Below are 25,675 nucleotides of genomic sequence, written 5' to 3'. Positions count from 1 at the left end.
GTTTAAACTTCGTTGTACCTGAAGCAAGAAGTTTCGTGGTCATTGACCATGCCTACTGCCTGCATAAATGCGTAGACGATGGTGCTGCCAACAAATTTAAACCCCCGCTTTTTAAGGTCTTTGCTTATCGCGTCGGAAATAGTGGTAGTGGCAGGTGCGCTCTTATAGTTTTCCACCGAATTCTTAATAGGTTGGTGGTTGACGAAGCCCCAGATGTAATTGCTAAAACTACCAAATTCTTCTTGCACTTTCATAAAAGCTTGTGCATTGCCGACCGTTGCATTTATTTTTAGTTTGTTTCGAATGATTCCGGCGTTTTGTTGTAGCTCATCTTTTTTCTCCTGTGAATAAGTAGCGATTTTCCGGTAATCGTAACTGTCAAAAGCGTTTTTAAAATTTTCTCTTTTTCTTAAAATGGTGATCCAACTTAATCCGGCTTGAAAAGATTCTAATAACAAAAACTCGAAAAGTGTATCATCATCTTTTACGGGAACGCCCCATTCTTGGTCGTGATATGCTTTGTATTGCTCGTCTCCGGCGCACCATCCGCAGCGGTGTTTTTCCATGGGTGAATTTTTTGAATAAAGATAGGCTAAACTTTAAAAAGCCAAGGTGAATGAGAGGTCTTTCCGTTAAAGAAACTCTTATCATTTTTTATCACGGAAAGCATTTAAGACCTTTGTAAGGTTTTTGAAATTTAATCTACCAACAAGGCAGTTAAAATAAATGAGAATGTCAATATCTACCGAAAACGAAGCCCAGACCACTTTGATTAAGAAAGCCCTTTCGCAGGCCGTTTCATACCCCGATTATCGTGAGATGGTAAACCAGTTGGCTTTAGAGGGTAGGTCGACCGGCCCGAATCAAACTGAAGCTTTGGCCAATTATACCATGTTGAACGATAGACGCATGAAGCGGTTTGATAAGACCGTTAAATTGTCGGACGAAACAATAAGCGATATCGAAAATATAGACAGGCCGTTGACTTTGTTGGTTTTGACCGAAAGTTGGTGTGGAGATGCGTCACCAGCCTTACCTGTTATGAACAAGGTTGCCGAGTTAAGCGATGTTGTTGATTTAAAAGTGGTATTGCGGGATGAACACCTAGAACTGATGGATGAGTTTTTGACCAATGGTGCGCGTTCGATACCGAAACTTCTTGTAATCGATAAGAATTCAAACGAAGTGGTCGAAGAATGGGGCCCTAGGCCTGAACCGGCGGCACGAATGGTTACCGAACACAAAGAGAAATTTGGTAAAATTATGCCTGAACTCAAAGAAGAGCTTCAGCAATGGTATAATAAAGACAAAGGTCAAACTATTGCAAGGGAGGTTTTAGCGAGCCTTGCCCTGAAATAAGTACGTGATCGTTCCTTTTTGGGAAGATTTGCTCGCCGAGCTAAACTTGGCTTTGTAGGCGTAAGCAATGGCATTATCTACTAAACAACCATTCGATGTGCCCGAGCTTTTTGAATTGAAATCGGCATCGACCACATTGCCCGCCGAATTAACCTCTATATTGATGACCACTTTGCCACCTTCGATACAAGTGTATATTGGCGGGGGTAATCTATAACCGCTGCGCTCGACCAAAGAAAATGATACGGATGTTCTGCGCTTTGCCAGATTATTGGTGAATTCTTGCTTTTGGGCTTCCTTTTCGCCTAACATTTGCTCAGCTTCTTCTCTTTTTTTACGAAGTTCCTCAACGCGGGATGCATAATCAGAATCTGAAAGTTCATCGGTTGTTTCGCCCTCTTCCGAAGCTTCGCGTTCCTCTAAAATCTCTTGTAACGTTTTTAGTGGTTCTGGATTGCCATAACTGGGTTTTGCAGCTTCGTTGTAAGCCATGTGACTTTTAATAGCTTCTGCCTCAGACATTTCTTCTTCGGGCTCTTCCTCTTCAATTTCTTCCAGCTCTTCTTGGTCCAGTACCATCTCAACAACATATTCGTCTTCCTTTTCCATTCCTCCCAAATGAATATTATAGAGACAAAGCACTACGATACCCATTGAGAAAAAGGTAATTAATAACGATAACTGTTTACGGTTGAGATTCATACTATGTTTATAACCACAAATTTTTAAAATTATTTTGTTTTGTCGACGAACGGGAGTCCTTCCTTACATCAAACTATTCCTCTTCTTGTCGGCCCAATAAATTTTCGGCAAAGCTATTGGGGTCTAGGGCTTTATTTACGTTGAAATCACCTATTTTGGTTCTTCTCAATTGACTTAAATGGCCTCCCGACCCTAACTTTTGCCCCAAATCGTGTGCCAAACTCCGAATATAAGTACCCTTGCTGCAAACTACCCTGAATTGGAGGTTTGGCAATGCTATTTCTGTTATTTCAAATGTAGAAATATGAACCTTTCTAGCTTTTATTTCTACATCTTGACCCTTTCTGGCATATTCGTAGAGTCGTTTGCCATCTTTTTTTATGGCCGAGAATACAGGAGGTAGTTGTTCGATTTCTCCAATAAAGCTTTGAGCCCCTTTATGTATAGAGTCTTCGGTAATATGTGAAATGGAAAAGGTTTGGTCGATTTCGGTTTCTAAATCATAAGAAGGGGTGGTGGCTCCCAACACAATTGTGCCGGTATATTCTTTTTCTTGACCCTGTAGTTCGGGAATTTCTTTAGTGAACTTACCACAACAAACAATCAATAAACCCGTAGCCAAGGGGTCTAAAGTGCCGGCATGGCCAATCTTAATTTTTTTAAGGCCGAATTTCTTTCTGATGGCCCATTTTAATTTATTCACTGCCTGAAATGAAGACCATTTCAATGGTTTGTCAATGAGCAAAATCTGACCGCTAAGAAAATCTTCTTTGGTACGGGTATCCATTACCTGATTGAATTATGAAATAAATAAATGGGAAGCGGAAAACTATCCCCAAAATCCGTATGCCACAGCAATAAGGCCTACGATAAGGCAGTAAATGGCAAAATACGATAGCTTACTTTTCTTGACCAATTGTATCATCCAGGTACAGGCGGCCAATCCCGCTAAAAAAGCTGCAATGAACCCAGCGCCCATGGCCATACCGCTGTTACCGCTAAAGGTAAGGTCACCGCTTAACAGGTCTTTGGCAATCTTTCCGAAAATTAACGGAACTACCATCAAAAAAGAAAAACGTGCGGCTTTGGTCTTATCGACGCCCAATAAAACGGAAGTAGAGATAGTGGCACCACTTCTTGAAATACCAGGTAGCATGGCAATTGCCTGTGATACACCGATGATGAATGCATTTGTAAAGCTCACTGTTTTATCGGTGTCTTTCGCCTTGTCGGCCAAATAAAGAAGTACTGCCGTGATCAATAGCATAAAACCGACAAAACGAATGTTGCCGCCGAAAAATGCTTCTAGCTGCTCTTCAAAAAAGAGCCCCACAAAAACAGCGGGAATCATTGAAACAATAATTTTCAATGAAAATTGGGTTTCTTCATTCCATTTAAAGCTCAAAAGACCTTTGATAATTTCCCAAACATCTTTTCTGAAGACTACCAAGGTACTCAAGGCAGTGGCAAAATGGAGCAAAACTGTAAACAACAGACTCTCTTCGGGTACGGAGTTGTCTCCTAAAATAGCCTTCCCCAGTTCTAAATGTCCGCTAGATGATACAGGTAAAAATTCGGTCAATCCTTGAATGATTCCGAGAATGATGGCGTCTAAAGTATCCAAAGTTATTTTTTCTTCTTGTGCGGATTCAACAAAATGGCATAAATCTCAATGCCCAACCCGATCAATACCAGGGTAGGCGCCAAGCGTATTCTTCTAAAGCTGTAGATATCTTCGTTGAATACATTAGGGTCATCGCTGCCACCGCCACTCATAAGAATAAAGCCCAAAGCAATGAAAGCCACCCCTATGAACATAAAAGTGTAATTCTTTTTTTGGAATATAAATTCTTGACGCTGCGGTTGATTGGCCTGCTTCTGATGTTTTTTACCCATGCTGCAAATTTAGGGAAAAAGTTATTGGTTGTCACTTTTTATGAACTTCTTGACAATTCAGCGTACCATCGACATCAATAGTAGAGTTCGTCGGTACGAAGATTGAGAAATCGCTGTGTTGCAAAAAACGTGCAGACCAGTGAAATTAGTATACCTAACAAAAAGATGGCGCCGAAAAGCATGCCAAGTATCTCCAACTCTTCAAAAAGCTGCAGCTCCGGAAAATTTTGGTCGAGATAGTACAATGAAGCGATCAGAACCCCAATGGCGATAAGTGCTCCGAGCATACCAAGTTTAACGTTCGTCCAGATGAAAGGCCGACGAATAAACATTTTGGTGGCCCCGACCATCTGCATAGTCTTGATGATAAATCTTTTTGAATAAATCGATAGACGAATCGAACTGTTGATAAGAAGAAAGGCGATGAATGTGAAAATACCACTGGCCACCAGGATCCAGAAACTGATTCTTTTCACGTTATCCGTTAGAAGACCTACCAAAGGTTTGTCATAGCTCACCTCTTCTACATAACTTTTCTCCGATAAATTTTGGGCAATTTGCTCAATTTGTTCGGGGGTAACGAAATCGGCCTTCAATTGAACGTCTATGGAATTTTTTAAAGGGTTGTAACCTAAAAAATCCTGAAAATCTTCACCAATTTCTTCGCTGTGCTGTTCGGCGGCCTCTTCTTTTGAAACATAAATGGCCGCTTTGGTGTGTTCGGCCTGCATAAGCGTTTTTTGAAGCTGGTCGACTTCCGATTCTTTCGCCTCATCCTTTAGAAAAACAGAAATGGTAATTTGCTCTTTAAAATGATCGGCCATCTTTTTGGTGTTGAGCACCAAAAGGCCTAGAATACCTAACAAAAACAGTACGAGCCCGATACTTAACGCCACCGAGAAGTACGATGATATCAATTTCTGCCTTTGATACTGTTCAAATGATTTTCCCATACACGCCTATACAGCCGTAAATTTAGGAAAGTAAATTGAATAAACTTATTTTTGCGCGACATAGAAAATAAAGCACACCCATGCAGTACGATTTCAATAGCATAGAGAAAAAATGGCAGGAATATTGGGCCAAAAATCAAACATTTAAAGCCAGCAACGACTCTGAGAAAGAGAAGTTTTATGTGCTTGATATGTTTCCCTATCCTTCCGGTGCAGGTCTGCATGTGGGGCACCCTTTGGGGTACATTGCCAGTGATATTTATGCACGCTATAAAAGGCATAAGGGTTTTAACGTGCTGCACCCCATGGGCTATGACTCTTTCGGACTTCCGGCGGAGCAGTATGCCATTCAAACAGGCCAGCATCCGGCCGATACCACTCGGGTAAATATTGAAGGGGGAGTTGATAAGGAAGGAAAGAAAATTGAGGGTTACCGCAATCAATTAGACCGCATGGGCTTCTCTTTCGATTGGAGCCGTGAGGTGCGTACCTCTAACCCCGATTATTACAAATGGACGCAATGGGTGTTTATTCAATTGTTCAATTCTTGGTACAATACCGATACCGATAAGGCCGAAGATATTTCAGATTTAATTTCTGCTTTTGAGAAGAACGGAAACACCGATATCAATGCCGTTTGCGATGAAGACACCCCTTCTTTTAGTGCAGAAGATTGGAAAGCTTTTTCAGAAAAGGAAAAACAAGAACTATTACTAAAATACCGTCTGACCTATTTGGCCGAAAGCGAAGTGAACTGGTGCCCTGCCTTGGGTACCGTGCTCGCAAATGATGAGATTGTCAATGGTGTTTCTGAGCGTGGTGGTCACCCGGTGGTTCGTAAAAAAATGACCCAATGGAGCATGCGAATTACCGCCTATGCCCAGCGATTGTTAGACGGACTTCAAAAAGTAGATTGGCCACAGCCTTTAAAAGATTCACAGACCAACTGGATTGGTCGCAGCGTTGGAGCCTCCGTAGACTTTAACTTAAAGGATTTTGAGAATACTATCTCAGTTTTTACAACAAGACCTGATACTATTTTTGGGGTAAGTTTTATGACTCTTGCTCCCGAGCACGATTTGGTGGTAAAAATCACCACCCCTGAGCAAAAGGAGGCTGTAGATGCCTATATCGAGGCTACGGCCAAGCGAAGCGAACGCGAGCGAATGGCAGATGTAAAGACCATTTCGGGAGTATTTACCGGTGCGTATGCAGAACATCCTTTTACGAAAGAACCGATTCCTGTTTGGATTGGAGACTATGTTTTGGCCGGTTACGGAACAGGTGCCGTGATGGCCGTGCCTTGTGGCGATCAGCGCGATTATGATTTTGCTAAGCATTTTAATATCGACATACCGAATATTTTTGAAGGTGTTGATATTTCTGAGGAGGCGTTTGCGGACAAAGAAAATACAGTGATTGCCAATTCTGATTTCTTGAACGGATTGCCCTATAAAGAGGCGACCAAAAAAGTGATTGCCGAATTGGAGAAACTAGGCCAGGGAGAAGGCAAGGTCAATTACCGCCTTCGTGATGCCGTTTTTAGCCGTCAACGCTATTGGGGTGAGCCTTTCCCGGTGTATTATGATGCCGATGGATTGCCGTACATGATCGAAGAAGAGTATTTGCCAATAACTTTACCGGAGGTGGATAAGTATCTGCCAACAGAAACGGGAGAACCGCCTTTGGGTAACGCCACCGAGTGGGCTTGGGATACCGTAAGCAAAAAAGTAGTGGCGAACAGTAAGATAGATAACGAAACGGTCTTCGCCTTAGATTTGAATACTATGCCTGGTTGGGCAGGTAGCTCGCAGTACTTCAATATATATATGAACGTGGACCCCAAGAATAGTCAAGAGATTTTCTCCCAAGATGCCATTAATTATTGGCAAGATGTGGACTTGTATATTGGCGGTAGCGAGCACGCAACCGGCCATTTGTTGTATAGCCGTTTTTGGCAAAAGTTTATGTTCGATAAGGGCCTGGTGCCCAAAGACGAGTTTGCCAAAAAACTCATCAACCAGGGGATGATTACGGGGACAAGTGCCTTTGTTTATAGGTTGCCCATTACGTTAGGTTTTGATAAAGAAAACCTCGATGAGACTTATAATATTAAAAATGAAGTTCTCAATACTCAGATTTTTGTCAGTTATACCTTAGTTTCTAGTTTGGTAAAAGATGCTGACGTTGCTGCCGATTTGCAAACTTCACTCGAAGATATTTTTACAGGAAAGTATGGGAAAGGTTTTGCCAATGTAAGTTTAAGAGTTGATGATATTCAGAAAATACACGCTGATGTTTCTTTGGTAAATGCTTCGGACGAATTAGATATTGAAGGATTTAAAAAGTGGCGGCCTGAATTCGCAGAAGCTATATTTGTAGATGATACTGGAAGGCTAATAATAGGGAAAGGAAATGGTTATATAGTTGCCCGCGAAGTAGAAAAAATGTCCAAGTCCAAATACAACGTAGTCAACCCAGATGCTATTTGTGAAGAGTTTGGGGCAGACAGCCTCCGTTTGTATGAAATGTTTTTGGGTCCGTTGGAGCAATCCAAACCTTGGAATACAGCCGGAATCACCGGTGTTCACAGCTTCTTGAAAAAACTTTGGCGTTTGTACCATGGTGGTGTCGATGGTGCTTTTATGGTCAATGACGAAGAACCTAGTAAAGACTCTTGGAAAACGCTTCATAAAACCATTAAAAAAGTAGAGGAAGATATTGAGAACTTTAGCTTTAACACCTCGGTTTCTACCTTTATGATTGCCGTAAACGAACTATCGTCTCAAAAATGCGCCAGTCGTCAAATTTTAGAGCCTTTGATTATTCTAGTATCGCCTTATACGCCTCATATCGCTGAAGAACTTTGGGAAAAATTGGGTCACACAGAATCTATTTCTGAGGCGCCTTTCCCTAAATTTGAGGAGAAGTACTTGGTAGAAAGTAGCAAAGAATATCCTATTTCCTTTAACGGAAAAATGCGTTTTAAACTAGAGCTTCCTTTGGATATGTCTAAAGAAGATATTGAGTCCGCTGTATTGGCCCACGAAAAAACGCAGCAGCAATTACAAGGGCGAACCCCCAAAAAGGTAATTGTGGTGCCCGGTAAAATCGTAAATATCGTTGGCTAACGGCTATTCTATTATTAGAAATTCCTAAAATATCAACTTTTGAAATTAACACCCCTCTATTTTGAGGGGTGTTTTGTTATAAAAATGTGTTTTCTAGCCTATTAAGCATTAGTTTTTAACGACTTTGTTTTCAGTTGCCCAATTTTTATTCCAATTTTGAAGGAACTTAAAAGGCAACTCAAATGAAAATAGGTGTACCAAAAGAAATCAAAAACAACGAAGGTCGAGTGGGTATGACCCCTGCCGGGGTTTACGAATTGGTAAAAAATGGCCATAGCGTTCATGTTCAATCGGGTGCCGGAGAAGGCAGTGGTTTCTACGACCACGACTATAAAAAGGCCGGTGCTATCATTTTAGATACCATCGGGCATGTTTATGCCATGAACGAAATGATCGTGAAGGTAAAAGAGCCAATTGAAGAAGAGTATGAGATGGTGCAGAAAGGGCAAGTAATATTTACCTATTTTCATTTTGCATCCAGTGAAGCCTTGACCAAGGCCATGATTAAGAGTGGTGCGACCTGTATTGCCTATGAAACGGTAGAAGATGAAGACGGCACCCTGCCCTTGTTGACACCGATGTCAGAGGTGGCCGGTAGAATGGCGATTCAGCAGGGAGCCAAATACCTGGAGAAACCGGCCAAGGGTAGAGGGGTACTTTTAGGTGGTGTGCCTGGGGTAGCACCTGGTAAGGTTCTGGTGTTAGGGGCGGGAGTCGTTGGTATTCAGGCTGCTAAAATGGCAGCAGGATTGGGCGCCCACGTAACCATTCTTGACATTAATTTGAAACGATTGCGCTATGTAAACGATGTTATGCCACCGCACGTAGTAACCGAGTTTTCAAATGAATTCAATATTAGAAAGCACATAAGGTCACACGACCTCATAGTTGGCGGAGTGTTGCTCAAAGGCGCAAAAGCCCCCAATCTAATCACTAGAGATATGTTGAGCGAAATGAGGCCGGGCACCGTTATCGTAGATGTAGCCGTTGACCAAGGTGGCTGTGTTGAAACTACACGGCCGACTACCCATGAAGACCCTGTTTATATAATTGATGATGTGTTGCACTACACGGTAGCCAATATGCCCGGTGCCGTGCCCTATACTTCGACTATGGCTTTGACGAATGTTACCCTGCCGTATGTTCTTAAGTTGGCCAATTTGGGTTGGCAAAAAGCCTGTGAGATGGATAGTTCTTTGCAAAAGGGACTTAATATCACCGATGGGAAGGTGGTTTATAGGGAAATTATAGAGGCCTTCAATTGGACGGGAACGAAAGCCTGACCATGTACATTTTGTCAGTAAGGAGCACCCCGTTCTAATATGGCGGGGTTTTTGACGTTAAGTGAAGAAGGTTTCCCATTGGATGGGGAAACTTAGTATCTTTATTACGATTAAATTAGAAAATTATGATGGGTTATTATATACTTATCGGAGCCATTGCCTTGGTGAGCTGGCTCGTAAGTAGCAAACTAAAAAGTAAGTTCAAGCACTATTCTAAAGTGCATTTACGAAACGGGATGAGCGGAGCCGAAATTGCCGAAAAGATGTTGGCAGACCACGGCATTCGTGATGTAAAGGTGATTTCAACTCCTGGAATGTTGACCGACCACTACAACCCGAAGAACAAAACCGTAAACTTGAGTGAGGGTGTTTATAGTCAGAGAAATGCCTCGGCGGCAGCGGTTGCGGCACACGAATGCGGCCACGCGGTACAGCATGCACAGGCCTATGAGTGGTTGACGATGAGATCTAAATTGGTGCCAATAGTTAGTGTTACTTCCAGTTTCTCGATGTGGGTTGTTTTTGGTGGATTGATGCTTGGTGCGGCAGCCGGAGTCGGTTTGGGTTTTTGGATTGCCATAGCAGGTTTGGTAATGATGGGTTTTGCCACATTGTTCAGTTTTGTGACATTGCCTGTTGAATATGATGCCAGTAACCGTGCCCTGGCTTGGCTAAAAAACAAGAACATGGTAACCCCGGAAGAATATAAGGGTTCAGAAGATGCTTTAAAATGGGCGGCTAGAACCTACTTGGTGGCTGCTATAGGTTCTTTGGCAACATTGGTCTATTGGGGAATGCAGGTACTTGGCGGAAGGGATTAAGTTTCGTTCAGAAAAATAAAAAAAGACCCCGAACCATTGGTTCGGGGTCTTTTAGTTTATAAGCTTTTTTCTTTTTGGATAAATTAGTCTATCCAATCATTAATTTTGCCATCGATTATTTGTAGACCTACGCCTTCGGTGCCGGTCAACTCGATCATATCGAGAATATCGCGAATGGTGTTCTCTTCTTCCACTTGCTCCAATACGAACCAGTCTAGAAAACGCTCTGTAGCCAAATCACCCACTTCACGGGCTTTCATCACAATATTATGAATTGATTTGGTCACTCGTATTTCATGATCTAGAGCATTCTCGAAAATATCTACAATAGAAGAATATTCATGTGAAATTCCACCTATTTCAGGCGAAATGGCATTTCCGCCGGCATCGATGACAAATTGAAAAATTTTCATCATATGCTCGCGCTCTTCTTCCGCTTGCTTATAGAAAAATTTGGCGCCGGTGAAAAATCCGTTTTGATCACACCAAGAGGCCATGGCCAAGTATGTTGCAGAGGCGTGTGCCTCCATTTTTATCTGATTGTTGAGTAGGTCCATACTTTCGACCTTTATACTCAAACTTTGTCTAGCTATATCTTTCATGGTATCTAACTTTCTACACCAAAGATACCAAAGAAATAGCTATTTAGCTACTAGTCAGGCTAGTTTGTAACTGGTTTTAGATTGATTAAAAATTAGTGAAGAACTAGACCCTTTGGGCTCGGGTTGAAGTAGGAACGCAGATATCGAAAAAAGAGAAAGCTCCGATAAGAAGTTCTTTAAGGTCTAAAATTTCTAAAGTATTAAGAACAAAAAGGTGTTCTTTATTACAAAGGGCTAAAATTTCGAATCCGTGGGCATTGAGTTCACCATCGAAATGGTCTTCTATACGAATGGCCCATACTTTTTGTCGTAAAGCCAACAACTGGCAGAAAGATAGTCGTACCACCTTCTGGCCAAAATCAATATAAAAGCATCTTTCCTTATCCGATTGGAAAAAAGCGTAGTAGTTCGATGAGTGAATTAGCTCCATTGAGGACAAAAATAATCCTTATTTAGATTTAATACAAATATTATATCTGAATTTGTCGATCAATTTGCTGTGCGAGCGAAATAAAGGTTTCAGTTCTTGATACACCTTCAATTTGTTGGATCTCTTTATTTAAAACATGCATCAAATGCTCGTTATCCCTACAAAGCACTTTTATAAGAATCGACCAGTTGCCAGTGGTGTAATGGCATTCGAGCACCTCGGGAATTTTCTCCAGTTGCTTTACCGCTGCCGGATTGCTCATGGCCTTATCTAAATAAATGCCAATATAGGCCATCGTAGTATAGCCCATTACTTTGGGGTTGATGACAAACTTAGACCCCGATAAAAGGCCGGACGCCTCTAACTTTCGAAGACGTTGATGAATGGCCGCCCCTGAAATACCGATTTTTCGGGCTATTTCAAGAATAGGTTTACGCGCATCTTCCATGAGATATCTAAGTATTTTTTTGTCAATGCCATCTATTTTGACATTTTCGTTATCAGATTTCATGATTTCGTTTCAAGTTGATGTTCAAATTAACGAAAATATAGTGAATCGATAACTTGGAAGATGCTATTAAACAATGAAAGTTTCAGGGTTGTAACCGAGATAGGGCACTTCGTACTCCTTAAATGCTATTCCGTATGATTTAAGTTCTGACAAAATAGGCTCATATACTTCGCTTTTAAGCGGTATTTGCACCCCGGGGGTGGTAATTTTTTTGTTTAATATGGCCAACGTTGCCATCGCAACTGGAAGGCCCACCGTTTTTGCCATGGCCGTATGTGTGCGATTTTCGCCGATAACCGCCATATTGGAGTCTATCTGATATTTTTCTCCATCAAGCTCATATCCGAATTTGTGGTACATGACTATCATATCTTTGTCAGTATCGCTCAAAGTCCAACATGATTCTAAAATGTATTGCAACATTTGGGCGGGAGTGGCATTTTCCAAGGGAACGGTTTTTTCGGGGTTGAACAAATCTAGCTCCAGTAGCTTTTCCCACATGATATCGTCTTGATCGATTTTTAGGTAATGACGTAATTTGAGTTCAACCGAATCGGTAGGTGAATAGGGCAGAAAAAGGTTGGTGAAGTCACGGTAAGACATTCCTTCTGAGTTTTCAACTATATAGCTATCATCGGTCATGCCCAGCTGTACAAATAGGTTCCATGCTTTTGAGAAGCCGACACGCCTTAAGGTACCCCTGTATAGGGTGAGAACATCTTTGAGTCCGTAGGCTTCTCGATAGTTGAGCGAGTCGCGATTGGCGTATCCTTCAAAACGCCCATACCCCTCAATGTCAAAAAATTCGGTACGCCTGAACAAGCGGTGATACGGTATGTATTTATAGGTGCCCTCTTGAATAAATTTGGCGGTTCCGCCTTGTCCTGCAAGCACTACGTTTCTCGGGTTCCAAGTGAATTTATAGTTCCATAGGTTGTTGTCGCTCTCGGGTGCTACCAATCCTCCAGTGAAAGACTCGAATAAAATCATTTTTCCACCTTGATTTCGAATACGGTCGATAACCTGCATGGCGCTCATATGGTCGATGCCGGGATCTAAGCCGATTTCGTTCATAAAGATCAGCCCTTTATGCTCCACATCTTTAGAAAGCTTTTTTAGTTCAGAACTGATGTATGAAGCGGTAACGAGGTGTTTGCCTTTAATGAGACAATCTTTGGCGATAATGTAATGAAGACTTGCAGGAAGCATTGAGACTACAATATCGCTTTGGTATATCAATTGCAGACGAGATGCTTCCTCAAAAATATCTAACGAAACTACTTCACAGGCGTGATGGTTTCTGATATGGGGAGCAATCGCTTCAGGGTGTAGGTCACCGATAGTGATTCTAATTTTTTCCGATTCAGATTTCTCCAAAAAATAGTCAAGAAGGTAAGAAGTTGATTTGCCAGCTCCAAGGACCAATATTTTACGCATAGGCCATTATTTTTGTTCAACATTCGTACTACTAAGGTATCAATTGTTATAAATACAAAAAAGAATATATTTGATGTTATGAACAAAACAATTTGTTTGTCGGGAATCGCATTAGGAATGCTGGCCGTAATTATTGGTGCTTTTGGGGCGCACGGTCTTGAAAAGGTTTTAGACGATGGGGCTCTTCAGACTTTTGAAACAGGAGTCAAATACCAAATGTACCACGCCTTGCTCATGATTTTAGTGGCTATTATGCCTAATCTCTCCAAAAAATCTAAAATGAGCGTATTCTGGTTGCTGCTTGTTGGAATCGTATTTTTCTCCTTTTCCATTTATCTATTGGCGACCAATTCATTGACGGGTTTTGATTTTAAGTCAATAGCTTTTATTACGCCTATTGGGGGCACTCTTTTGATTGTAGGCTGGGGGTTATTGGGCTACAGGGTATATAAAAGTTTGGACTAAAAAACTTTAACTACAGATAAACTCAACTTCATGAACAACTTAAAGAACAATAGGTCTCGCATTTCTTTGAAGGCCTACGGTATCGAACATGACAATTTTCATTATCAATTGCCACCGAAAGAACTTCATCGAATCTCTTTAGAAAAAGGTATGGGCGAAGTAGCTTCTTCGGGAGCATTGGCTATCAAAACAGGTGAATTTACCGGACGATCGCCCAAAGATCGATTTATTGTTAAAGATGAGGTGACGAAAGATAGGGTATGGTGGGGAGATATCAATATACCTTTTGAAGCGGATAAGTTTGATGCGCTCTATAAAAAAGTAATCGCTTATTTGAACAGTAAAGAATTGTATGTACGTGATTGTTATGCCTGCGCCGACCATAATTACCGTATGGATATTAGGGTAATAAATGAATACCCATGGTCGAATATGTTTGCCTACAATATGTTCATTCGCCCTACCGAGGAAGAATTACGAAACTTCGACCCGGAGTGGACGGTCATCAATGCCCCAGGTTTTATGGCGAACTCAGAGGTCGATGGTACGCGACAACATAATTTTGCCATTCTCAACTTCACACAAAAAATAGCTTTGATTGGCGGCACCGGTTATACGGGAGAAATCAAAAAAGGCATTTTTTCGGCGCTCAACTTTATTTTGCCTGTTGAAAAGAATACTTTGCCCATGCACTGCTCGGCGAACGTTGGTGCCAAAGGTGATACAGCTATTTTCTTTGGTCTTTCCGGAACAGGTAAAACCACCCTTTCTACTGACGCTTCCCGAAAATTAATTGGTGATGATGAGCATGGTTGGAACAATGAAAATGCCGTATTTAATTTTGAAGGAGGCTGTTATGCAAAAGTAATCAATCTATCAGAGGAAAATGAACCTGAAATTTACGGTGCGATCAAGAAAGGCGCCATTCTTGAGAATGTTGTGATGGATGCACATGGAAGGGTTGATTTCTCCGATACCTCCATTACCCAAAATACCCGTGTTAGCTATCCCATCTATCATATAGAAAATGTTCAAAGGCCATCTATTGGCAAGAACCCAAAAAATATATTCTTTTTAACGGCGGATGCCTTTGGTGTTCTGCCTCCCATTTCTAAACTCACACCGAGCCAGGCGGCCTACCACTTTATATCGGGTTACACTGCTAAGGTGGCCGGAACCGAAGCTGGTGTGGTTGAACCCATCCCGTCTTTCTCTGCTTGTTTCGGGGCTCCGTTTATGCCTTTGCATCCTGCGAAATATGCCGAAATGCTAAGTAAGAAAATGCAGGAAGCAAAAGTGAACGTATGGTTGGTGAATACCGGATGGACGGGTGGACCGTATGGTGTTGGTACGCGAATGAAACTGAAATACACAAGGGCCATGATCAATGCCGTTCTAAACGGAGACCTTGGTCTATACAACTATGATGATTACCATATTCATTCGGTTTTTGGTGTAGCGCAACCTCGTGAGTGCCCAGGTGTGCCTACCAGTGTTTTGAGCCCGAGGGCCACTTGGAACGATGATCAGGCATATTATACCACTGCCTTTAAATTGACCAATGCATTTCGTGAGAACTTTAAAAAGTTTGAGTCTTATGCCAGCGAAGAAATTCGTCGTGGCGGTCCGCAGCGGTATGCCTTTTAGTTTTAGATACGAAAAAGCCCGTTGATGTAACGGGCTTTTTTAATGTGTTTTGTAGAACCTTTTTACTTCTTGTTTACCGTAGTAATATACTTTTGAAGTGCCATGGTCATTGATGGGGTTTCAGGTGTCGGTGCCTTAATGTCGATTCGAAGACCCGCGTCGGTCGCTGCTGTAATGGTAGAATTACCGAATACTGCAATACGGGTTTCTTTTTGTTCAAAATCAGGGAAATTCTTCAATAATGATTCAATGCCTGAAGGGCTGAAGAAAACCAAGATATCGTAGTATACATCACGAAGGTCTGAAAGGTCGCTGATGACGGTTTTGTAAAAAATACCGCGTTTCCAATCAACACCAACTTCATCTAGAGTTGTAGGAATTATTTCCTTTAAAACATCGGAAGAAGGAAGTAAAAACTTTTCGTTTTTATACTTTTTGAACAAAGGAACCAGGTCTTGGAAGTTTCTCTGCCCTACATAAATTTTTCTCTTTCTGTAAACCACATATTTTTGCAAATAGTAGGCTACAGCTTCCGACTGACAGAAATATTTCATGGTGTCCGGCACCTTAAAGCGCATTTCTTCCGCAATTCTAAAGAAGTGGTCTACAGCATTTCTACTGGTCAAAATGATAGCGGAGTAGTTCTTAAGATCAATTTTTTGCTGGCGGACATTTTTTGCATCAACCCCCTCAACATGGATGAAAGGCCTAAAATCAACTTTGACTTTTTCCTTGTCAATCAGCCTTGAGTAAGGCGAATTCTCCATTTTTGGTTCCGGTTGAGAGACCAAAATCGTCTTTACTTTCATATAAGTCGAATTAAAGTTTCAGATAACTGCCAATAATAATAAACGGGGAAATTTCAAGAGCGCAAAGGTACAAAATAAAATAGAAAAAGTAGTTGGTTATAAATTTTTGATGATTCCTCAGTACTGTGGCCCAACCAATTATATTTATGAGGAGAATGATTAGAATTGAAGCATAAACGATAACGATTGAGTTTTTTACTACATATACCATTAGTAAATTCGCAATGAACATAACTAAGCCGCTGTAGTTTAAGTATGACAATTTCTTAAAAATTAACTCACCTATGGTTCTGTTCGAGCCAAAAATGAAGCCATTACTTAGCTGTAAAACCATTTTCACGACCAAAAAACCTACGATGCACCCTAATATAATTGGGTACATAAAAGGGTATTCGTCGGTCGAAGGGGCAATCAAGACCTTTCTGACCAAATAGACGAACAAGGCAAAATTCAATGTTTGAAAAATGGTAAAGAAAATATGAAACCAGCTGACTAATTTCTCTTTCTTATTATACATAAATATGTACTTGTTGTTGAAGGGCAGTATGATGAAATTCATAAACCGTGTGTAAAAAAGTCGCTTGGCCAATACCAAGAAGACGAGGCTGGTCACTAGAATAATGGTCATCCAATCAGCGGTTCCGACGGTACGTAGTATAGGTTCCATTATTCAAATTTTGTGTTTACGCCATTAATGCCGTGTATGAGTCCGTTTTCAGAAATACCTATCCTAAAATACGTAGGATCTGACATTTTGGGTTTGGGAAACTTGAAACTAAACGAAACTGTGTCTTTGGCCGGCAATGAGCTTATATTCTTTTCAAGAGGTGTTGCCTTAATTGCCATACGGTCTTTCACGTCTTTATAGGGTGTCAAATAGGCAATATTGAACTTTAGTTTACTCAAGTCTATCGGTTCGTTATACGGATTGTATACCTTAAACGTTTGGTTCTGCTCAAAATTGAGTGAGACAGGCTCTTCAATCAAAGTTTCTAACTTTCGAAAAGATTCAAAATCATCAATAAACTGTCCGTAATACATTTTGCCGTCCCCTTTCGGGAATTCTAGATCGGCATTAGAAGGTCTTCTTGAAATGTACAAGATTTTCTGGTGCTGTACCTTGCTTTCCGAATCATCAATGGAATATTGATTGCGGCGGTACATCAGATTGTTCAGTGAGTAGGTAGGTACATGAGCATAAAATTGGTACATGGGCGCATTGCGGTACGAGTTCTCAAAAACTACCGGCATATCGCCAATTTCAGATTTAATCTGCGCTACCCATTCTTTATTGCCATGGGTTTCATAATAGATGGGAGAGATAGACTCATAGACGAGACCAACTCTAAGATATAGTATTAAAATTCCGTTGGCGATTCCGGTTCTAAAAATCCATTTTCTTATGGAATTATGAGCCATTATTTGTCTAAAAACCAATAAGATTAAAGGAATGGTGATAACAATAATCCATTGTGTTTGAATACGGCGGTTGAAACTCGATACGAAAAAGAAAATGATAATGCCGTAGGTCAGAAATAATAATGCCTTGGTGAATTTATCGGTATTCTTCGTCTTGAACAGCGACCAATAAACCCAAGGGAAAGTAAGCCCGAATAGTGCGATAAGATTTACAAAGTAACCTAAAGTGTATTTAGTAAAACTATAGGGGTCGTTCGGCCTATCAAAAAGATGGTATTTAATGGTAACAAAATCGTTGTCAAAAAGCCAGATAAAATGAGGAACGTAGCATGCCAATGCTATAAGAACGGCACCCCAAGCATATTTGTTCAAAGTCAATTTGAGGTTGGAGAACAAAACAAAGAAAATGACCAATGCCGCGTGGTACTTGCTATACATAAGACCCGCCATCGTTAGGCCAAGTGCTAATGACCATAACCAAGTGCCATGCTCAAGAAATCTTTTATAAACATAGAGAAACAGTGCCGTGAAGAACAAAAGGGGTGTATCGGGCAGGGTAAAAAAACCATAGGCATTCAAAAGCGCCATAGAAAACACCAAGACAAAGAAATGAACTTCGTAATTTTTCTTTCGCTCATCGTCGATACATAACCATAAAACAATCATCATCGCTGCCGAGAGAATGCAGCTGACGAAACGAACCCCAAGTTCTCCTTCAAAAACAAGACCGCCCAACTTGACCATAAGGGCCACAAAAGGCGGATGGTCAAAATACCCCCAACTTAAATTTTGGGCGTAATGCCAATAATAGGCCTCATCAAAAATTAAAGGGGTGGTATACGACTGAATTAGGTTGAGCACAAAAATGACTCCTAGCAAAAGAAGGAATTTTCGGGAAAGGCTGGACTTCATTATTGGTTCGATGAATTCAGTTTAAAGGTGGGCATTTGCTTATACAACGGGCAAAATTACGAATTATGATATTTCAACAATGTCTAAAAATTTCACAATTCCTACACGGGTCTGCCCCAACAGCCTCGAAAACACTATTTTTGCGCAACCATTGACCCACGTATGTCAGATAGTCTTGTAATTATACCCACATACAATGAAATTGAGAATATAGAGGCCATCATCAGGGCTGTATTTTCTTTGAACAAGGTTTTTCATGTTTTAATTGTAGATGACAACTCGCCAGATGGCACTTCAGGCAAGGTAAATGAGCTGCAAGAAGAATATAGCGACCGCTTGTTTCTAGAGACACGTACCGAGAAGTCAGGTTTGGGTACCGCTTATATTCACGGTTTTAAATGGGGCATTGCTAAAAAATATGACTTCATTTTTGAGATGGATGCTGACTTCTCGCACAATCCTGAGGATCTTCCAAGATTGTACAGGGCTTGTCTGAACGGGGCAGATGTTTCTGTAGGATCAAGGTATAAAAAAGGGGTTAATGTGGTCGACTGGCCACTCTATAGAGTTCTTTTGTCTTATGGGGCCTCATTTTATGTAAAGGTGATTACCGGTATGCGTGTACATGATCCTACTGCCGGCTTTGTTTGTTACAAGAGGCATGTTCTGGAAAATATAGATCTTGACTCGGTACGTTTTGTGGGGTATGCTTTTCAAATAGAAATGAAATTCAGGGCTTATCTCAAGAACTACAAAATTGAAGAAATATCGATTATTTTTAGGGATAGGGTCAAGGGCAAATCGAAGATGAGCTCGGCCATCATCAATGAGGCCGTAATCGGAGTTTTTATGATGAAACTGAGAAGCTTGTTTCAAAAAAGTAAGTTTTAGTATGAAAAAGATCTTGATCAAGAACGCGATTCTTGTAAATGAGAATAAGGTTTACGAAAGTGATGTTCTATTGAAAGACGATCGAATAGAAAGAATCGACCGTGACATTACCGAGGCATCGGCAGAGGTATTAGATGTAAACGGAAAGTACCTAATGCCGGGAATAATAGATGACCAAGTTCATTTTAGGGAGCCAGGCTTGACGCATAAGGGTGATATCGCATCTGAAAGTCGCGCTGCTGTCGCCGGAGGTATTACTTCATTTATGGAGCAACCGAATACCAATCCGCAGACAGTGACCATTGAAAAGCTCGAAGAGAAATTTGCCATGGCCGCAAAAAGCGCTTTTGCCAATCATTCGTTTTTGTTTGGTGGTACCAATGACAACCTTGAAGAAATCAAGCGGTTGGACAAAAAAGCTTGTTCCGGTGTCAAGCTCTTTTTAGGCTCTTCTACAGGTAATATGCTGGTTGACAATGAAGAGGTCATAGAGAAAATTTTCAGCAGCACCGAAATGGTCATTTCGGCGCACTGTGAAGACGAAGGCACCATTCGAGCTAATTTAGCGAAATACAAAGAAAAATACGGAGATGATATTCCCGTTAAATTTCATCCCCTGATTCGTAGTGAAGAAGCTTGTTATCTATCATCTTCGAAAGCCATAGCCTTGGCTGAGAAAACGGGTGCAAGGCTTCATGTTTTTCATCTCTCTACAGGTAAAGAGACTTCACTTTTTCGAAATGACATTCCTTTAAAAGATAAGAAGATTACAGCAGAGGTTTGTATACACCACCTTTGGTTTGCCGATGAAGATTATGATGAGAAGGGCACGCTTATCAAATGGAACCCGGCCGTGAAAACGGCTCAAGATAGATCTCGATTATGGGAAGCTTTGCTTGACGACCGGCTTGATGTAATCGCTACCGATCATGCACCCCATTTGTTGCAAGAAAAAGAGAATGTGTATACCAAAGCACCTTCAGGAGGGCCGTTGGTACAACATGCTTTGCCCGCTATGCTCGATAAATATCACGAAGGAGTAATCTCACTTGAAAAAATTATCGAAAAAATGTGCCATAACCCCTCTATTCTTTTTGATATAGAAAATCGAGGTTATCTGCGGGAAGGGTATTATGCCGATCTGGTAGTGGCCGATTTAGACAATCCTTGGAAGGTAGAGAAAAGCAATATCGCCTACAAGTGTGGTTGGTCACCTTTTGAGGGCCATACCTTTGGTTCTAAAATTACCCATACTTTTGTCAACGGGCATATGGCTTATGCAAACGGTAAATTCTCCCCCGAAACCCATGGTCGTAGACTCACTTTTAACCGTTAGGTAACGATGGCTATCAAATTAAAAATAGTTTTGTTTTGCTCCGTGGTTCTTTTGTGCGCTTGCAATGACCAGTTGATTGAACCGCCCGAGAACCTTATTGGTAAAGATAAGATGGTCTTGATATTGAAAGATGTAGCGATCATTAATGCGGCCAAAACAACGAATGTAAGTGTGCTTCGTGAAAACAATGTTGATATTATGGAGTATATCTATGCGAAGTATGACGTTGATAGCCTGCAATTTGTTGAGAGCGATAAATATTATGCATCGTTACCTGCAGAATATAAGACCATGTATCTAAATGTGGAGGCTTTATTGGAAAAAGACCAGAATGTCTTTAAAGAAGCCAAAGAAGTTCAAGATAGTATCAAGAGAATAGAGTTAGAGCGTAAGCAAGAAGAGGCTCAAAGGGTTAAGGATTCTCTTCGAGAAATTTCCGAGAGCAAAACGAAATAAGCGGGTCAAGCGGCTGGAATTGAAAGCCCATCCGTTCTTTTATCTTTTCATTTTGGTATAGTTCTCGATTGTGAAGAGAACGAACCGAGTTCTTGGTGATTCTTCTACCCGATTTAATAAATAGATTTCTCAGCCAATCGAACCATCTTCCTATCTCCAGCTGCCATTTTTTCAATTCTTTAAACGGCGGTTTAAGATTCATGGCTTTCGTTATTCGTGTGAGTATCTCTAGGTAGGTCAGGTTTTCTGCTACGGCAATAAACCGTTCGTTTTTGATGTCTGAATTCATTAGGCCGACCATCATTTCTATCACATCGTCAACAATGATAAACCCTGTACCGCCCGGAGGGTAAAATTGATGTTGTTTGCTGGCTATTTTGAAAAGGGAACCGCTTCCGGTTTCCCAAAACCCAGGGCCGATAATAACTCCGGGGTTTACTATTACAACTTCCAAGCCTTCTTGAGAGCCACGCCATACCTCCATTTCTGCGGCATGTTTGGTAAGGGCATAAACATTTGCGTCTTGGCTGGTCCAGGCATTGTTTTCATCGGCATTTTTTCCCTTCAAGCTTTTTCCGATAGCACCAATGGTGCTTACATAACAGAGCTTACGAATTTTTTTGGCTATACAAAGATTTACGATGTTGGCCGTACCCTCGGTATTGGCTTTGTAAAGTTTTTTGTAATCTGCCGGATCAAATGAAATAAGGGCGGCGGCATGGTATACCAAATCAATGCCATCAAAAGCTGTTTCGAGAGCGGGAATGTCAGTTACATCTGCTTCAATCCACTGAATTTTATTGAAAAGAGTCGCTACGTCGTTTTCATAATAGCTGAATACTTTTTTAACCTGTTCCAGATCACTCTCTTTTCTTCGAATGGCCCGTACCGAATCGTTTTCTTTTGTCAATCTTAATAATAGATGCGCACCTACCAATCCGGTACCTCCTGTAACTAGAATCATGTTTCAAAAATAGGCAATAGGGCCGTATAAATTCCTTTAAACTTACAGGGCAAGGCGGTTATTAACCTTTATATTTGCATGAAATTTAAGAAACAGCTTAAAATGGCATCAAACTTTGTTGAAGAATTAAAATGGAGGGGAATGTTGCATGATGCAATGCCCGGAACCGAAGAACATCTGATGAACGGCATTCAGTCTGCCTATGTAGGTATCGACCCTACGGCAGATTCTTTGCACATCGGGCATTTGGTAGGGGTGATGATGCTTCGCCATTTTCAGTTGGCCGGTCATAAACCCTATGCATTGATCGGTGGTGCCACAGGAATGATTGGTGATCCTTCGGGGAAATCTGCAGAAAGAAACTTACTTGATGAAGCTACTTTAAGGCATAATCAAAATGCCCTGAAAGAGCAGTTAAGCCGTTTTTTAGATTTTGATAGCGATACTGACAACAGTGCCGTATTGGTCAATAATTATGATTGGATGAAAGATTTCTCCTTTCTTGACTTTATTAGAGATGTTGGCAAGCATATAACGGTCAACTATATGATGGCCAAAGATTCGGTGAAGAAGAGACTTTCTGCGGAAGCAAAAGAAGGTATGTCGTTCACTGAATTTACCTATCAGTTGGTTCAGGGCTACGACTTTTTGTATCTGTACGAAAAGTACAATTGCACACTGCAAATGGGTGGTAGCGACCAGTGGGGAAATATTACTACCGGTACCGAATTGATTCGAAGAATCGGTAACGGCAAGGGCTTTGCCCTTACCTGTCCGTTAATTACCAAGGCCGATGGTACAAAATTCGGAAAGACCGAAAGTGGTAATGTTTGGTTAGATGCCGAGAGAACATCACCTTATCGCTTTTACCAATACTGGTTGAACACTTCAGATGAAGATGCTGAAAAGTACATTAAGATTTTTACTTTTTTGAGTCAAGATGAGGTGGCTTCATTAGTTGAATCGCATAAAGAAGCTCCGCATTTACGACAACTTCAGAAGCGTTTGGCCGAAGAAATCACGGTAATGGTTCATTCAGAAGATGATTTGGAAAATGCACAAAAGGCCAGTAATATTCTCTTTGGGAAATCAACTTCAGAAGATTTGAGAAAGCTTAATGAAAAGACATTCTTAGATGTTTTCGAGGGTGTGCCCCAAGCTGAGGTCTCTAGATCCGAATTAGAAGGCGGTCTTGATATGATCGGTGCCTTGGCAGACAAGACCGGATTTCTAGGTTCTAATAGTGAGGCACGGCGAGAGCTTAAGCAGAACTCTATCTCTGTTAACAAAGAAAAGGTGAAAGCTGACTACATGATTACAGATACCGACTTGATCAACAACAAGTTCGTTTTGTTGCAACGGGGTAAGAAAAATTATTTCGTTCTTGTCGTAGTCTAAGAAAGTAATTGATTTTACAATAAGCTCTTAGCCAATATTTTAAATTTTCTTGCGTTAGAATTTTCAGAAAAAGAAAACTGATTGCAATGAAAAACCTAATTTATGGCGTAATCGCTATCTTTCTTTTAGTGAGTTGTGATAAGATAGATGAGCTTACCAAATTTGATATCGACTACAAAAGTAACGTGACGATACCTTCAACCATGGGGGTTGATTTACCTTTCGATATTTTTACTCCCGATGTAGAAACGAACTCAGAATCTGAGTTTGAAGTCAATGATACTCGTAAAGATTTAATAGAAGAAATTCGCCTTAAGCAGTTGGTCTTGAAGATTACTTCTCCTGAAGACGCTGACTTTAGTTTTTTAGAATCGATTGAGATTTACATCTCGGCCGAAGATCTTGATGAGATAAAGATTGCTGAAGAGGCACAGGTAGACCCCAACACGGGTAATACGCTTGATGTAGATGTTATCGATATCGATTTAAAAGAATACATTAAGAAAGATAAGTTCAGTTTACGGTTATATACAGTAACCGATGAAGCCATTAGTAGAGACCATGAAATCGAAGTGAACTCTACTTTTTTTGTGGATGCTAAAATTCTAGGTCTCTAAAGAACCATTAGATTACATCCACGTACATCTGAATGGTCAAATCGGCCTAATATCTCAAAACTGCCATCCGAGTGTAACTTACCCAGGTCTTGGGTTGCTATGAACGAACAAGAATCTCTATTGGCCAGATCGATAACATTGATGCCACCGGTTTTTCCGATGGTTTGATAACTTAGCGGGTCTTCCGTATCCCTAATCAGAATTTTCATCCAAGGCGGAGTTTTAAAAATACCCTTTCCGCTAGAATAAGCCTGAGATAGGAGTTCTGTCATACCATACTCCGAATGAATTTGCCTTACACCAAAACCTTTGGTGAGAATTTCGTGCAACTCTTCCCGAATCAGTTCCTTTCTACGTCCTTTCATCCCTCCTGTTTCCATCACAATAGTATGTTCAAGGCTAAGTCCATACTCCTCGACTAAATCTAAAAGAGCGAAAGAAACGCCAATAAGTAATGTCTTTTGACTCTTTTTTTCTAGGGAGGATAGATTGCTTACCAAAGAAGTAAGGTCCTTTAGGTAAAAACCGCTCGCCTCATGTTTACTCTCCTTTATCAACCGGTCTACCATATAAATGAGCGAAGAGCCATTGCGCTCTAGATAAGAGGGAAGCAGTGCTAGAATACAATAGTCTGAAATATCGCCATAGAATAGTTCAAACCCCTTCAAAAAACTTTCCTCGTAAAGGTTCAGGTCAAGAACTTGGTGTTTGCTCGTTTGGCTTCCGGTAGTACCACTACTGGTGAAAACAGTTTCTGCCTGGCCTATACCTGATATAATCGGGTGTGTTTTGAAGAACGAGATGGGTAAAAAGGGAATGTCTTCAATCTTTGAGATAATATTGGGAGATTTCTCTAAGTAGTCGCAAAACAAGCGATAGACCTCATTGTTCTGATATTGAAATTGAAAAGTCTCCATGGTGGCACTTTCGAATTCCTCAGTTGTAGCAATATTAAAAATTGATTGATTTGCCATACTCTAATCCTTCACAAAAGTACGAATCTCCGATAGTAGATAGGCTGATAGAGCTAGAGTAAATTAATGTTAAGAAAATTAACATCTGGCACGTATGGCGTTAATCCTTTATTAAATAAGAAGGATAACTATCTGAATATTTTGAGTCCGTTTTCAGACCTATACCTTTGCCGCTTAACCGAATTTTCGGTCAAACCTTAAACTAAAAAGTATGAGTCAGGTAAAGAATAATGATACGGTAAAAGTACATTATACAGGAAAATTGGAAGACGGTCAAGTTTTCGATAGTTCAATTGAAAGAGGAGAGCCATTGCAATTTACCGTGGGGCAAGGACAAATTATTCCCGGTTTTGAAAAGGGTATAATCGATATGAAAGTGAACGAAAAGAAAACCGTAAATATTCCGAAGGCCGAAGCTTATGGTGAAACGAACGAGCAGTTGATACAAGAAGTGCCTAAAAGTCAATTACCTCAAGATATAAAGCCGGAAATAGGAATGGGTCTAGTTTCGGAAGGACCGAACGGACAAAAAATGAATCTTATCGTGAAAGATGTTAAACAAGATTCAATAGTGGTAGATGCCAATCACCCACTCGCCGGAAAAGATTTGATTTTTGATCTAGAAGTAGTAGAAATATTATAGTAAGTATAAACTTCTGGTA

The 25,675-nt window shown here is 40.8% G+C and carries 27 protein-coding genes; 12 read left to right on the top strand and 15 right to left on the bottom strand.

What is annotated here, in order from left to right; all coding sequences use genetic code 11:
* Positions 1-2 precede the first annotated feature (2 nt).
* Positions 3-566, bottom strand: a complete 564-nt coding sequence (locus D1013_RS19570; protein ID WP_121850432.1) for a DNA-3-methyladenine glycosylase I — start codon at positions 564-566, stop codon at positions 3-5.
* Between the two features lie 166 nt (positions 567-732).
* On the opposite strand from D1013_RS19570, the gene D1013_RS19565 reads away from it, so the two are divergent.
* Complete coding sequence (locus D1013_RS19565; protein ID WP_121850815.1) at positions 733-1,359, top strand: thioredoxin family protein; 627 nt, start codon at positions 733-735, stop codon at positions 1,357-1,359.
* Here the strand turns inward: D1013_RS19565 and D1013_RS19560 are convergent.
* The 5 genes from D1013_RS19560 to D1013_RS19540 all read right to left on the bottom strand — a co-directional run bounded on the left by D1013_RS19560 (position 1,336) and on the right by D1013_RS19540 (position 4,910).
* On the bottom strand, positions 1,336-2,061 hold the full coding sequence (locus D1013_RS19560; protein ID WP_121850431.1) for a hypothetical protein: 726 nt from the start codon (positions 2,059-2,061) through the stop codon (positions 1,336-1,338). The genes D1013_RS19565 and D1013_RS19560 overlap by 24 nt on opposite strands.
* Before the next feature lie 73 nt (positions 2,062-2,134).
* Complete coding sequence (truB, locus tag D1013_RS19555; RefSeq protein WP_121850430.1) at positions 2,135-2,848, bottom strand: tRNA pseudouridine(55) synthase TruB; 714 nt, start codon at positions 2,846-2,848, stop codon at positions 2,135-2,137.
* 42 nt (positions 2,849-2,890) lie between these two features.
* Positions 2,891-3,685: an undecaprenyl-diphosphate phosphatase gene (locus D1013_RS19550; protein ID WP_121850429.1), complete on the bottom strand. Its 795-nt coding sequence runs from the start codon at positions 3,683-3,685 to the stop codon at positions 2,891-2,893.
* Positions 3,686-3,687: 2 nt separating this feature from the next.
* A complete protein-coding gene (locus D1013_RS19545) occupies positions 3,688-3,957 on the bottom strand; it encodes a DUF3098 domain-containing protein (RefSeq protein WP_121850428.1) in 270 nt (89 codons plus the stop codon).
* Positions 3,958-4,031: 74 nt separating this feature from the next.
* Positions 4,032-4,910 carry a cell division protein FtsX gene (locus D1013_RS19540; RefSeq protein WP_121850427.1) on the bottom strand — a complete coding sequence of 293 codons (879 nt, stop codon included), beginning with the start codon at positions 4,908-4,910 and terminating at the stop codon, positions 4,032-4,034.
* Positions 4,911-4,990: 80 nt separating this feature from the next.
* Here D1013_RS19540 and D1013_RS19535 point away from each other — a divergent pair, with 80 nt between their 5' ends.
* The 3 genes from D1013_RS19535 to D1013_RS19525 all read left to right on the top strand — a co-directional run bounded on the left by D1013_RS19535 (position 4,991) and on the right by D1013_RS19525 (position 10,145).
* Complete coding sequence (locus D1013_RS19535; protein ID WP_121850426.1) at positions 4,991-8,041, top strand: leucine--tRNA ligase; 3,051 nt, start codon at positions 4,991-4,993, stop codon at positions 8,039-8,041.
* Between the two features lie 182 nt (positions 8,042-8,223).
* The gene (gene ald, locus D1013_RS19530; protein WP_121850425.1) at positions 8,224-9,324 is read left to right on the top strand and encodes an alanine dehydrogenase; all 1,101 of its coding nucleotides are present in this window, start codon (positions 8,224-8,226) and stop codon (positions 9,322-9,324) included.
* Positions 9,325-9,449: 125 nt separating this feature from the next.
* Positions 9,450-10,145 carry a zinc metallopeptidase gene (locus D1013_RS19525; RefSeq protein WP_121850424.1) on the top strand — a complete coding sequence of 232 codons (696 nt, stop codon included), beginning with the start codon at positions 9,450-9,452 and terminating at the stop codon, positions 10,143-10,145.
* 83 nt (positions 10,146-10,228) lie between these two features.
* On the opposite strand, the gene D1013_RS19520 is transcribed toward D1013_RS19525, so the two are convergent.
* From D1013_RS19520 to D1013_RS19505, 4 genes are all read right to left on the bottom strand, one after another.
* Positions 10,229-10,747, bottom strand: coding sequence for a ferritin (locus D1013_RS19520; protein WP_121850423.1), 519 nt, complete (start codon positions 10,745-10,747; stop codon positions 10,229-10,231).
* A gap of 103 nt (positions 10,748-10,850) precedes the next feature.
* The gene (locus tag D1013_RS19515) at positions 10,851-11,177 is read right to left on the bottom strand and encodes a hypothetical protein (protein ID WP_192466532.1); all 327 of its coding nucleotides are present in this window, start codon (positions 11,175-11,177) and stop codon (positions 10,851-10,853) included.
* Between the two features lie 40 nt (positions 11,178-11,217).
* The gene (locus D1013_RS19510; RefSeq protein ID WP_121850422.1) at positions 11,218-11,688 is read right to left on the bottom strand and encodes an Lrp/AsnC ligand binding domain-containing protein; all 471 of its coding nucleotides are present in this window, start codon (positions 11,686-11,688) and stop codon (positions 11,218-11,220) included.
* 66 nt (positions 11,689-11,754) lie between these two features.
* Positions 11,755-13,125: a saccharopine dehydrogenase family protein gene (locus D1013_RS19505; protein ID WP_121850421.1), complete on the bottom strand. Its 1,371-nt coding sequence runs from the start codon at positions 13,123-13,125 to the stop codon at positions 11,755-11,757.
* Between the two features lie 78 nt (positions 13,126-13,203).
* Between D1013_RS19505 and D1013_RS19500 the strand changes: the two genes are divergently transcribed.
* Complete coding sequence (locus D1013_RS19500; RefSeq protein WP_121850420.1) at positions 13,204-13,590, top strand: DUF423 domain-containing protein; 387 nt, start codon at positions 13,204-13,206, stop codon at positions 13,588-13,590.
* A gap of 30 nt (positions 13,591-13,620) precedes the next feature.
* Positions 13,621-15,237 carry a phosphoenolpyruvate carboxykinase (ATP) gene (gene pckA, locus D1013_RS19495; protein WP_121850419.1) on the top strand — a complete coding sequence of 539 codons (1,617 nt, stop codon included), beginning with the start codon at positions 13,621-13,623 and terminating at the stop codon, positions 15,235-15,237.
* Between the two features lie 62 nt (positions 15,238-15,299).
* Here pckA and D1013_RS19490 read toward each other — a convergent pair whose 3' ends face one another.
* From D1013_RS19490 to D1013_RS19480, 3 genes are read right to left on the bottom strand one after another with little or no spacing between them, the layout of a single operon-like run.
* Complete coding sequence (locus D1013_RS19490; RefSeq protein WP_121850418.1) at positions 15,300-16,046, bottom strand: uroporphyrinogen-III synthase; 747 nt, start codon at positions 16,044-16,046, stop codon at positions 15,300-15,302.
* Positions 16,047-16,056: 10 nt separating this feature from the next.
* Positions 16,057-16,713: a DUF4271 domain-containing protein gene (locus tag D1013_RS19485; protein ID WP_121850417.1), complete on the bottom strand. Its 657-nt coding sequence runs from the start codon at positions 16,711-16,713 to the stop codon at positions 16,057-16,059.
* Positions 16,713-18,344, bottom strand: coding sequence for an ArnT family glycosyltransferase (locus D1013_RS19480; protein WP_225621393.1), 1,632 nt, complete (start codon positions 18,342-18,344; stop codon positions 16,713-16,715). Before D1013_RS19480 ends, D1013_RS19485 begins: the two co-directional genes overlap by 1 nt.
* Before the next feature lie 195 nt (positions 18,345-18,539).
* Here D1013_RS19480 and D1013_RS19475 point away from each other — a divergent pair, with 195 nt between their 5' ends.
* From D1013_RS19475 to D1013_RS19465, 3 genes are read left to right on the top strand one after another with little or no spacing between them, the layout of a single operon-like run.
* Positions 18,540-19,268: a polyprenol monophosphomannose synthase gene (locus D1013_RS19475; protein WP_121850415.1), complete on the top strand. Its 729-nt coding sequence runs from the start codon at positions 18,540-18,542 to the stop codon at positions 19,266-19,268.
* Between the two features lies 1 nt (position 19,269).
* The gene (locus D1013_RS19470; RefSeq protein WP_121850414.1) at positions 19,270-20,604 is read left to right on the top strand and encodes a dihydroorotase; all 1,335 of its coding nucleotides are present in this window, start codon (positions 19,270-19,272) and stop codon (positions 20,602-20,604) included.
* A 6-nt stretch (positions 20,605-20,610) separates the two neighbouring features.
* A complete protein-coding gene (locus tag D1013_RS19465) occupies positions 20,611-21,060 on the top strand; it encodes a DUF4296 domain-containing protein (protein WP_121850413.1) in 450 nt (149 codons plus the stop codon).
* On the opposite strand, the gene D1013_RS19460 is transcribed toward D1013_RS19465, so the two are convergent.
* On the bottom strand, positions 21,017-22,024 hold the full coding sequence (locus D1013_RS19460; protein WP_121850412.1) for an NAD-dependent epimerase/dehydratase family protein: 1,008 nt from the start codon (positions 22,022-22,024) through the stop codon (positions 21,017-21,019). The two genes, D1013_RS19465 and D1013_RS19460, sit on opposite strands and share 44 nt — an antisense overlap.
* A 102-nt stretch (positions 22,025-22,126) precedes the next feature.
* Here D1013_RS19460 and tyrS point away from each other — a divergent pair, with 102 nt between their 5' ends.
* Both tyrS and D1013_RS19450 read left to right on the top strand, forming a co-directional pair.
* Complete coding sequence (gene tyrS / locus D1013_RS19455) at positions 22,127-23,422, top strand: tyrosine--tRNA ligase (protein ID WP_121850814.1); 1,296 nt, start codon at positions 22,127-22,129, stop codon at positions 23,420-23,422.
* A gap of 86 nt (positions 23,423-23,508) precedes the next feature.
* Positions 23,509-24,039: a hypothetical protein gene (locus D1013_RS19450; protein WP_121850411.1), complete on the top strand. Its 531-nt coding sequence runs from the start codon at positions 23,509-23,511 to the stop codon at positions 24,037-24,039.
* On the opposite strand, the gene D1013_RS19445 is transcribed toward D1013_RS19450, so the two are convergent.
* On the bottom strand, positions 24,036-25,013 hold the full coding sequence (locus D1013_RS19445; protein ID WP_121850410.1) for a LuxE/PaaK family acyltransferase: 978 nt from the start codon (positions 25,011-25,013) through the stop codon (positions 24,036-24,038). The genes D1013_RS19450 and D1013_RS19445 overlap by 4 nt on opposite strands.
* A gap of 211 nt (positions 25,014-25,224) precedes the next feature.
* Here D1013_RS19445 and D1013_RS19440 point away from each other — a divergent pair, with 211 nt between their 5' ends.
* Positions 25,225-25,656, top strand: a complete 432-nt coding sequence (locus D1013_RS19440) for an FKBP-type peptidyl-prolyl cis-trans isomerase (RefSeq protein ID WP_121850409.1) — start codon at positions 25,225-25,227, stop codon at positions 25,654-25,656.
* The last annotated feature ends 19 nt before the right edge of the window (positions 25,657-25,675 follow it).

The organism is Euzebyella marina, assembly GCF_003687485.1.
In the GTDB taxonomy this organism is placed as follows: Bacteria; Bacteroidota; Bacteroidia; order Flavobacteriales; family Flavobacteriaceae; genus Euzebyella; species Euzebyella marina.
The sequence above is the reverse complement of the archived record's forward strand: the minus strand, read 5'-3'. Positions and strand labels throughout refer to the sequence as shown.

Bases quoted from the DNA above. Each gene is read 5' to 3' on its own strand.
- D1013_RS19570 (WP_121850432.1), bottom strand. From the start codon at position 566: ATGGAAAAACACCGCTGCGGATGGTGCGCCGGAGACGAGCAATACAAA.
- D1013_RS19565 (WP_121850815.1), top strand. From the start codon at position 733: ATGTCAATATCTACCGAAAACGAAGCCCAGACCACTTTGATTAAGAAA.
- D1013_RS19560 (WP_121850431.1), bottom strand. From the start codon at position 2,061: ATGAATCTCAACCGTAAACAGTTATCGTTATTAATTACCTTTTTCTCA.
- truB (WP_121850430.1), bottom strand. From the start codon at position 2,848: ATGGATACCCGTACCAAAGAAGATTTTCTTAGCGGTCAGATTTTGCTC.
- D1013_RS19545 (WP_121850428.1), bottom strand. From the start codon at position 3,957: ATGGGTAAAAAACATCAGAAGCAGGCCAATCAACCGCAGCGTCAAGAA.
- D1013_RS19540 (WP_121850427.1), bottom strand. From the start codon at position 4,910: ATGGGAAAATCATTTGAACAGTATCAAAGGCAGAAATTGATATCATCG.
- D1013_RS19535 (WP_121850426.1), top strand. From the start codon at position 4,991: ATGCAGTACGATTTCAATAGCATAGAGAAAAAATGGCAGGAATATTGG.
- ald (WP_121850425.1), top strand. From the start codon at position 8,224: ATGAAAATAGGTGTACCAAAAGAAATCAAAAACAACGAAGGTCGAGTG.
- D1013_RS19525 (WP_121850424.1), top strand. From the start codon at position 9,450: ATGATGGGTTATTATATACTTATCGGAGCCATTGCCTTGGTGAGCTGG.
- D1013_RS19520 (WP_121850423.1), bottom strand. From the start codon at position 10,747: ATGAAAGATATAGCTAGACAAAGTTTGAGTATAAAGGTCGAAAGTATG.
- D1013_RS19515 (WP_192466532.1), bottom strand. From the start codon at position 11,177: ATGGAGCTAATTCACTCATCGAACTACTACGCTTTTTTCCAATCGGAT.
- D1013_RS19510 (WP_121850422.1), bottom strand. From the start codon at position 11,688: ATGAAATCTGATAACGAAAATGTCAAAATAGATGGCATTGACAAAAAA.
- D1013_RS19505 (WP_121850421.1), bottom strand. From the start codon at position 13,125: ATGCGTAAAATATTGGTCCTTGGAGCTGGCAAATCAACTTCTTACCTT.
- D1013_RS19500 (WP_121850420.1), top strand. From the start codon at position 13,204: ATGAACAAAACAATTTGTTTGTCGGGAATCGCATTAGGAATGCTGGCC.
- pckA (WP_121850419.1), top strand. From the start codon at position 13,621: ATGAACAACTTAAAGAACAATAGGTCTCGCATTTCTTTGAAGGCCTAC.
- D1013_RS19490 (WP_121850418.1), bottom strand. From the start codon at position 16,046: ATGAAAGTAAAGACGATTTTGGTCTCTCAACCGGAACCAAAAATGGAG.
- D1013_RS19485 (WP_121850417.1), bottom strand. From the start codon at position 16,713: ATGGAACCTATACTACGTACCGTCGGAACCGCTGATTGGATGACCATT.
- D1013_RS19475 (WP_121850415.1), top strand. From the start codon at position 18,540: ATGTCAGATAGTCTTGTAATTATACCCACATACAATGAAATTGAGAAT.
- D1013_RS19470 (WP_121850414.1), top strand. From the start codon at position 19,270: ATGAAAAAGATCTTGATCAAGAACGCGATTCTTGTAAATGAGAATAAG.
- D1013_RS19465 (WP_121850413.1), top strand. From the start codon at position 20,611: ATGGCTATCAAATTAAAAATAGTTTTGTTTTGCTCCGTGGTTCTTTTG.
- D1013_RS19460 (WP_121850412.1), bottom strand. From the start codon at position 22,024: ATGATTCTAGTTACAGGAGGTACCGGATTGGTAGGTGCGCATCTATTA.
- tyrS (WP_121850814.1), top strand. From the start codon at position 22,127: ATGGCATCAAACTTTGTTGAAGAATTAAAATGGAGGGGAATGTTGCAT.
- D1013_RS19450 (WP_121850411.1), top strand. From the start codon at position 23,509: ATGAAAAACCTAATTTATGGCGTAATCGCTATCTTTCTTTTAGTGAGT.
- D1013_RS19445 (WP_121850410.1), bottom strand. From the start codon at position 25,013: ATGGCAAATCAATCAATTTTTAATATTGCTACAACTGAGGAATTCGAA.
- D1013_RS19440 (WP_121850409.1), top strand. From the start codon at position 25,225: ATGAGTCAGGTAAAGAATAATGATACGGTAAAAGTACATTATACAGGA.